This is a genomic window from Bacillus sp. CECT 9360 (assembly GCF_918741275.1).
Taxonomy (GTDB): Bacteria; Bacillota; Bacilli; order Bacillales; family DSM-1321; genus Peribacillus.
This window is the reverse complement of sequence record NZ_CAKKNA010000027.1, coordinates 1-8,580: the sequence shown is the minus strand read 5'-3', so window position 1 is coordinate 8,580 and position 8,580 is coordinate 1. Positions and strand designations below refer to the sequence as shown.

Below are 8,580 nucleotides of genomic sequence, written 5' to 3'. Positions count from 1 at the left end.
AATCTACAAGCTAACTATGTCAATAGTGAAAACTTGAAAGAAGAAGAAGTTCAAAACCTGCAAAGTGCTGTTCAAGAGCTGGAAAGAGAAAATAAGTCGTTAATTACCGAACACGAAGAAATGAACATAAGGGCTGGGGAACTGACAGCAGATAACGAGCGACTGCAGTCAGAAATTGAAAATCTACAAGCTAACTATGTCAATAGTGAAAACTTGAAAGAAGAAGAAGTTCAAAACCTGCAAATAGCTGTTCAAGAGCTGGAGAGAGAAAATAACTCGTTAATTACCGAACACGAAAAAATGAACAGGAGGGCTGGGGAACTGACAGCAGATAACGAGCGACTGCAGTCAGAAATTGAAAATCTACAAGCTAACTATGGCAATAGTGAAAATTTAAAAGAAGAAGAAATTCAAAACCTGCAAAGTGCTGTTCAAGAGCTGGAGAGAGAAAATAACTCGTTAAACGCAGAAAACCAATTGATTAAAACGAATGCAGAGAAAATGAAAGCGGAGATAGCAAAAATAAAGCTGGATGTTTTCGCTTTAAAGACAGACCATGAGAAGCTGTCCGTGGAAAATAAGAAAATGAAAAAAGAGAATGAAAAACTCCTTGTAGAGAATGCTAACCTGAAAGCAGAAACTGCAGACGATATCACATCTGAATCGGAAGAGCAATCTCTCGAAAATGCAGTTCCTTTAAATAAAAACTGGAATTCATTGAGTCTTGGAACAGAAATGTACGATTCGCTGTTCTCATGTCAAGTGGATATACCTCAAGTGGGGATTGATCCACTTGTGTGGAATATCATTTACGCAGCGGTTCCAACTGGATACTCAATTCCTGACGCGAAATTTGTTAATACTCTAAGCACCCATGTAGCCCACGAACTATTGAAACCAGCCTTTACCTCCGATCAATCCATGAAATTTGAGTCTTTTTTTAATACACTCACCAATTCTCAGGATTCAAAAAGACCTCCTATGATTGAATAAAGATAGACTAAAAAGAAGGCCAGGTTAAATTTAACCTGGCTTCATTTTTTCTATCATTCTCCTAGAGAAGATTTTCAAAAAAACAGTAGGAAAGAAAGAACAGAAACCTATCATCGATAAAGCAATGAACAAAATCCTGAGAGGACATTAGGTACGGAAAATTAGGATAGTGATATTTTAGTCATAAAGGAATTACTTTAGGAAATAATAAATATACAATATTTCCTAAAGGTGTGAATACAATGCCTTCAATACTTTCCGTCTCACATATTAATCTTCCCCACCGGGTATCACAGGAATCCGCGATGGACTTTGCCAGAGAGATGTTCGGGTCTTCTTTTAAGGATATCGAAAGACTGCTCAGGGCTTTTAAAAATGGCCAGGTGGATACCCGTTATTTTTCGAATGACATCGAATGGTTTAAAGATGAGCACAGCTTTGAAGAGAAGAATGATATATATATCGAGCAGGCGACGGAATACGGCTGCAAGGCGGTCAGTCAATGCTTGGACAATCGGGCTTTTTTAAAGGAAAAGATTGAGCCAGGGGAAATTGATGCTTTTTTTTATATATCGAGTACAGGTTTGGCAACCCCAACGATCGATGCGAGAATCATCAACATGCTTTCGTTTAATGAACATACAAAAAGAATCCCGATCTGGGGGCTTGGCTGTGCGGGGGGTGCCGCCGGAATTTCAAGAGCTTATGAGTATTGCCGCGCGTTTCCGAAAGCAAAGGTTCTCGTCCTCTGTGTCGAACTTTGCAGCCTTACATTTCAAAAAAATGATAGCTCAAAAAGTAATCTGATAGGTTCATCGTTGTTTTCCGACGGCATCAGCTGTGCTCTTGTGTGCGGCGATGAAGTGGATAGAAAGTCTTTAAGCAAACTGTCCTTCGTACCCAACATATTGGCGACCCGGTCGACACTTATGCCAGATTCCCTTGAAGTCATGGGCTGGGATGTCAAGAATGAAGGGCTGTATGTCGTTTTTTCAAAAGACATCCCGGCAATTATTAAGGATTGGCTAAAACCGAATGTAGAAGCTTTTTTAGCGGAAAATCAAATTTCATTGGACAGCGTGAAGCATTTCGTCGCGCATCCCGGTGGCAGAAAGGTTATTGAGGCTTATGAACAAGCACTTGGATTCTCCGGCGAGATGACCAATACTTCGCTGAACGTCCTGAAGGAATACGGCAATATGTCATCAGCGACGATTTTCTACGTATTGGAGCGATTCATGCTTTCGCATCTGGACTCAAACGACGTGGGACTCGCTGCGGCCCTCGGTCCCGGGTTTTCGTCGGAGCTTTTATTACTGAGGTGGGAATAGTGGGATTCTGGCTGTTTATTTCACTGATTGTTCTGCAGCGGGTTATTGAGCTGTTTATAGCGCAAAGAAACGAAAAATGGATGAAAAAACAGGGAGCGCTTGAATTCGGGATGTCGCATTATCCCTGGATGGTGCTCATGCATATCGGTTTTTTCAGCGCTCTGATTTTGGAAGTCACCTTAACTGGCAGGGAGCTCAATTCTTTCTGGCAGTTATGGCTGGCCATATTTTTAGCGGCCCAAGCAGGAAGAGTATGGGTCATCGCTTCTCTCGGAAAGTACTGGAATACAAAAATCATTGTTTTGCCCGGGGCAGAGTTAATGGCAAAAGGGCCATATAAATACATAAAACATCCGAATTACCTGGTCGTTGCAATCGAAATCATCATTATTTCATTGCTGTTCAATGCCTATATTACCGGGATTTTGTTTTCATTGCTAAATGTCTGGATGATGACTGTGCGCATCCCGGAAGAGGAGCGTGCTTTAAACAGCCTGACCGATTATGAAATGGTTTTCAAAAATAAGAAAAAAGATTGAAGAAAATTCAATTTATTTATTGAAAATGATTATCACTCATGATATTATCTAAATGAAGATGAAAATTATTCTCATTTGGACAGCAACCAGAATATAAAAGGATGGTGCTCGGCATGGTTTGGTTATTTGTTCTTTTAACTGTTGTTACATATTTATTTTTAATGAAATACGTACTAAATAACGTTCAACGGCCAGTAAAAGCCACTAGCAACCCTGCGTTTATTTCAGAAAAAAACCAAAAAAAATTCATACCCGCCCATACAACCAGGTAAAGCGCCTGGTTATTTTTTTTGGCAAAAATGAACGTATGAACTTTCCTTTCTGCATAAAGCAGAACACAGACTAAGTGCGCCACGTCCTAATGTATTAGCTTATGTGACTCAACTACGTCTCTGTCAAGGCTCATCAATCGACGAGTTTTCTTTATTCATTTTTTGCATATCAATGTATAGGAATGGAAACAGAAATCGTTTACAATATATGATTATAAACATGACTCTCAAACTAAGGGGAATTGACGTATGGTGCAACAAACGAAAAAGCAAGCGCGGGATCTCGAGCATTTACTCGCACTCTATGAAACTTTCGAAACTGCGCAGGATTTCGAGAATGCCGAAAAAATAAAACAGCTGATTATTAAACTATATAAACAGGAATATACCATTGCTTTTTGCGGCCATTTTTCCGCCGGAAAATCCAGTATGATCAATTATTTGCTTGGGGAGCAAGTGCTGCCCTCCAGCCCGATTCCGACCAGTGCGAACACAGTTACACTAAAGCGTGGAGGCAATTATGCCAAGGTCTACTACCATCAAGGCAAACCGGTTCTTTTTCCTGCCCCGTATGATTACAAAGCCGTAAAGCAATTTGCAAAAGACGGCGACAGCATATTGTCGATCACGATAAGTTCAAGTGAATTCCCGCTTCCTGAAACATGCGTGGTCATGGATACTCCCGGGATTGACTCGACAGATGACGCCCACAGGGTTTCAACTGAGTCAGCGCTTCATCTGGCTGACGTCATTTTCTATGTGATGGATTATAATCATGTACAGTCAGAAGTCAATTTTCATTTTACCAAAGAACTGCAGGACGCAGGCAAGCAGGTGTATTTGATCATCAACCAGATCGATAAGCATGATGACACAGAACTCGGCTTTGAAGAATTCAAGAACTCGGTCGTAGATGCCTTTGCCAATTGGAGTGTGTACCCGAACGGTTTTTTCTTTACGTCATTAAGAGATCTGCAAAATAACCAAAATCAAATCGAACAGGTGAAGGAATTCATTTTTAAGCAAGGAGAAACCGGCCAGGAAGACAGTTTTGAGTCGATATTTGATTCTGCCGGAAGACTTGTCGAAAACCATCTTCACCGTTTAAAGGGTAAATGGGAAGAAGAGAACGCTGCGAATTTGGAAGTGCTAGCTGAGCTGCAAGTTGAGGAACGGGATGAAATCACTGACCGGCTTTTTTCACTGAATCAGGAAAAGGACAGGATTGCTTCCCAGGCAGACAGCACGCAGGAAGTGTTTAAAGGCGGACTTGAATCGACGCTGAAAAACGCTTATATCATGCCCGCTCAGACGAGGGATCTGGCAAAGGAATATTTAGAGGCAAGCCAGCCTGAATTTAGGGTAGGATTGCTTTTCTCGAAGAAAAAAACAGAAGAAGAACGAGAGAGAAGGCAGCTAGCGTTCCTATCAGATCTCCAGGAAAAAGTCAGGACCCAGCTTGAATGGCATCTGAAGGAGCTGGCAGTCAAAACATTAAGCGAGGCCGGGGTTCATGACAGCGGTCTTGAAAAAGCAGCCCAGGAAATCGAAGTGTCCGTTTCGCAAACAACGATTGAGAATCCCTTAAAGCAACAGGTGAATATTACCGGCGAATACGTCTTGAATTATACGAACGAGCTCGCTGCTTCGATTAAAAAAGAAGCGAGGAATGCAGCCGACAGCTTTGTTCAGTCGCTGTACGGATACTTGAAAAAGGAAGCCGATGAGAAGGTTAGCTACATTGAAAAAGAATTAAAAAGCTATGAGTGTTATCAATCCGCTTTTGAATCGATCAGAACAATGAAAGATAATCTGGAACAAAGAAAGAAAGCTTTGATGACACTTAATGAGATTCCTAATCCGGAACAGCTGGTGAAAAAATGGCTGAACGAGGAAGAAGATGTCATCATCAGACATACAGATGAGTTAGAACCGGAGAAGTTATTAATTAACAGCACGGAACAAGAAGAGCCGGTGCCACATATTGTACCAGACACCAATGACGGAACGGAAGCTTTCCGCGGAAAAGATAAACTGCAAAAAACGGGAGCGGAATTAACGAAAGTATCCGAATTGATTCAGCCTTTGAGAGGCTTCCAATCACTATACAAGGAACTGAAAGAAAAAGCGGGGCGATTGGAGACCCAAACATTTACTGTTGCCCTTTTCGGTGCTTTCAGCGCCGGTAAGTCATCGTTTGCCAATGCCCTGATGGGCGATAGCGTGTTGCCGGTTTCACCAAATCCGACTACAGCAGCGATCAATAAAATTATGGCTTCTAACTCAGATCACCCGCATGGTACCGCAACCGTGACGCTGAAAAGTGCCGAAATGCTATTTGAGGACATATCGCTTGCACTGTCAGCCTATGACCTTACCGCAAATACGCTGGATGAGGCTTACAAGCTGGCTGGGGAGCTGATTGATAGAACCGATGCAGAGGAAAAGGGCACAATCCATCTCTCGTTTATCAAAGCTTTTTATCAAGGCTTGCCGGATTATCAGGAGAGGCTCGGAACGAAGTTTTCGGTGGATAGGGCTGGTTTTAGAAGCTTTGCCGCGGAAGAATCAAAATCATGCTTTGTCGATTTAATCGAACTTTATTTCGATTGTGATCTGACAAAGCAGGGAATGGTCCTGGTCGACACGCCCGGAGCAGATTCAATCAATGCCCGCCATACCGGTGCCGCGTTTGAGTATATTAAAAACGCTGATGCCATCCTGTTTGTAACTTATTACAACCATCCTTTTTCAAAGGCGGACCGGGAGTTTTTGATCCAGCTTGGCCGCGTCAAAGATTCTTTCGCCATGGATAAAATGTTTTTCATCGTCAACGCGGTCGATCTTGCCGCAACAAACGATGAGCTGGAAGAAGTGATGGATTATGTGAAAGGTCAGCTGAATGGATTCGGGATCAGATTCCCGAAACTGTTTCCTTTGTCAAGCAAGGGGGCGCTCGCCGAAAAGACGGAGGATGGATCTTTTTCACATCATTTTCTTCCAGACAGCGGGATGGAACAATTCCAATCGCAGTTTGATGCGTTTATCGAGCATGACTTAACCATGCTTGCGATAGAATCTTCAAAGGGAACGATCATCCGGGCTGAGCAACTGCTGGGAGATGTCATTGACGCTTCCAAACAGGATGAACAAGCGAAAAAGCAAGCCTTGGCGGGATTGGAACAGGAATTGGCGGAGCTTAAAGAAATCCTGCAGGAATTGAATGGGGATACTGATAAACAAAGACTGCGCAAGGAGACCGAGGAGCTGGCGTTTTACAGCAAGCAGCGGGTATTCTTAAGATTTAGCGACTTTTTCAAGGAGTCCTTCAACCCAGCAGTCATAAAGGATGACGGACGTGACATTAAGGCTACGCTGCAAACATCATTAAAAGAGCTGATCACTTCGCTCGGCTTTGATTTTTCCCAGGAAATGCGCGCAACCGCTTTGCGAAGCGAGCTGTTTGTCGCCAGTCTGTTAAAGGAAAAACAGGCAGCAGTGGATACTATGTTTAAACAAATCCGCCAGAGCCTTTCATTAAGGGAATATGAAATGATAAAAGCAGAAACGATAGATTTCAAACCGGCATTTGAGGAACTGAATGTACAGAACTTCAAGAAAGAGCTGGCCCTTTTCAAAAATACAAAAGACTTTTTTGAGAAAAATGAAAAGGCGAGGATGAGCGATGCCTTACAAATAAGGTTGGAACAGCCGGCCGAAAGCTATACCACTTCCCAACAGTCCCGCATATATGAATTTTATTCCTTACTCTTGGATGATGGATTATTGAAGTTGCAACAAGAGTACGGTTCCGAGCTGGACGAAATTTACAGCGGACTGCGTTCTGCATTAGAAGAAATCATTGATATTCCACTTTATGAAGAGATATTGAGGGAAATAGAACAAATTCATTTATAATGGGTCTTTATTGAAATCCAGAACCACTCAAAATCAGAATTTTGGCTGCGAAATTTTGAGACTGGCAACAAAACAGAAATTCCGGCAACGAAAGTCCGTTTTCTGGCAACAAAACAGGAAAAGCGGCAACAAAATCAAAATTCCGGCAACAAAAATGAGGACTGGCAACAAAACAGAAATTCCGGCAACGAAAGTCCGTGTTCCGGCAACAAAACAGGAAAAGCGGCAACAAAATCAAAATTCCGGCAACAAAAATGAGGACTGGCAACAAAACAGAAATTCTGGCAACGAAAGTCCGTGTTCCGGCAACAAAACGGGAAAAACGGCAACAAAATCAAATTTCTGGCAACGAAAATGGAAACTGACAACAAAACTGAAATTCAGGCAACAAACGTCGATCCCGGAACAAAAAAATGTACGCATTATGGTATAATAGTAAAATGCAATCCTTATCATTAGTGGAGTATAAGGTAAATTTTTATGAGGTGATCACTTTGAATGATAACGAAAGAGAACTGCCGACATTCATGCTCGTAGATGGAATGGCCCTTTTATTCAGGGCGTTTTACGCAACGGCTGTTACGGGCCAGTTTATGATAAATTCAAAAGGCGTTCCAACGAATGCCGTACAAGGTTTTTTAAAGCATATGTTGACTGCGGTAGAGCATTTCTCACCAACGCATGTAGCGGTATGCTGGGATATGGGAAGCAAAACCTTCCGTAATGAACTGTTTGGGGAATACAAGGCAAACCGTTCCACGCCTCCGGTAGAGATGATTCCGCAGTTTGAACTTGTAAAGAGGGCCGTTGAAGCCTTTGATATACCCAATATTGGGCTTGAGGGATTCGAAGCGGATGATTGCATTGGCACTTTAGCAAAAGCATCTATGTCCCATAGCCAGGTATACATCCTCACCGGAGACCAGGATATGCTTCAGCTTCTGGAGGATAACATTTCGGTGGTGCTTTTAAAGAAGGGCTATGGTAATTACGAGGTCCATAACACCGAAAGCTTTTTCGAATGGAAGGGCATCACGCCAAGGCAGATGATTGATTTGAAGGCGCTTATGGGTGATCCTTCAGATAATTATCCGGGAGTGAAGGGAATTGGCGAAAAAACCGCCTTAAAGCTGCTCATCGAATATAAAAGCATTGAAGGCATTCTTGAAAATGTCCAAGCGTTAACAAAAACACAACGTGCAAAAATTGAAGAAGCGGTCGACATGCTTCATTTATCAAGAAAGCTCGCGGAAATTAAATGTGATGTGCCTGTTTCTTGTTCATTAGAAGATTCATTGTACAGCTATGACAGGGAAAAGGTTAAACAAATGGCATTGGACCACGAATTCAAGGCTCTGCAGAGAATGATCATATAAGCAACCAACCGCTTCCCGGTTATGTGAACTATGACCCGAATAATGGACACTTAAAAAAGTCTCTTATTCGGGTTTTTTGTATGCATATGACAGAAACCCGATTATAATCATTTCAGAGATCATATCGGGGGAAACAAAATGAGTAAACTTA

6 protein-coding genes are annotated in these 8,580 nt (G+C 42.2%); all 6 read left to right on the top strand.

Translation table 11 applies throughout. The features are described from left to right. On the top strand, positions 1-993 hold a 993-nt coding region (locus tag LQ216_RS20160), incomplete at its 5' end, for a hypothetical protein (protein WP_230131435.1). Between the two features lie 242 nt (positions 994-1,235). Next, positions 1,236-2,324 (top strand): 3-oxoacyl-[acyl-carrier-protein] synthase III C-terminal domain-containing protein, encoded by a 1,089-nt coding sequence (locus LQ216_RS20155; protein WP_230131433.1) that lies wholly within the window; start codon positions 1,236-1,238, stop codon positions 2,322-2,324. Further along, the gene (locus LQ216_RS20150) at positions 2,324-2,863 is read left to right on the top strand and encodes an isoprenylcysteine carboxylmethyltransferase family protein (RefSeq protein WP_230131431.1); all 540 of its coding nucleotides are present in this window, start codon (positions 2,324-2,326) and stop codon (positions 2,861-2,863) included. The genes LQ216_RS20155 and LQ216_RS20150 overlap by 1 nt, the downstream gene beginning before the upstream one ends. A 521-nt stretch (positions 2,864-3,384) precedes the next feature. Then, the gene (locus tag LQ216_RS20145) at positions 3,385-7,053 is read left to right on the top strand and encodes a dynamin family protein (RefSeq protein ID WP_230131429.1); all 3,669 of its coding nucleotides are present in this window, start codon (positions 3,385-3,387) and stop codon (positions 7,051-7,053) included. Between the two features lie 10 nt (positions 7,054-7,063). Next, positions 7,064-7,486 (top strand): hypothetical protein, encoded by a 423-nt coding sequence (locus LQ216_RS20140; protein WP_230131427.1) that lies wholly within the window; start codon positions 7,064-7,066, stop codon positions 7,484-7,486. Between the two features lie 94 nt (positions 7,487-7,580). Continuing rightward, positions 7,581-8,429 carry a 5'-3' exonuclease gene (locus tag LQ216_RS20135; RefSeq protein WP_230131437.1) on the top strand — a complete coding sequence of 283 codons (849 nt, stop codon included), beginning with the start codon at positions 7,581-7,583 and terminating at the stop codon, positions 8,427-8,429. Positions 8,430-8,580 lie beyond the last annotated feature (151 nt).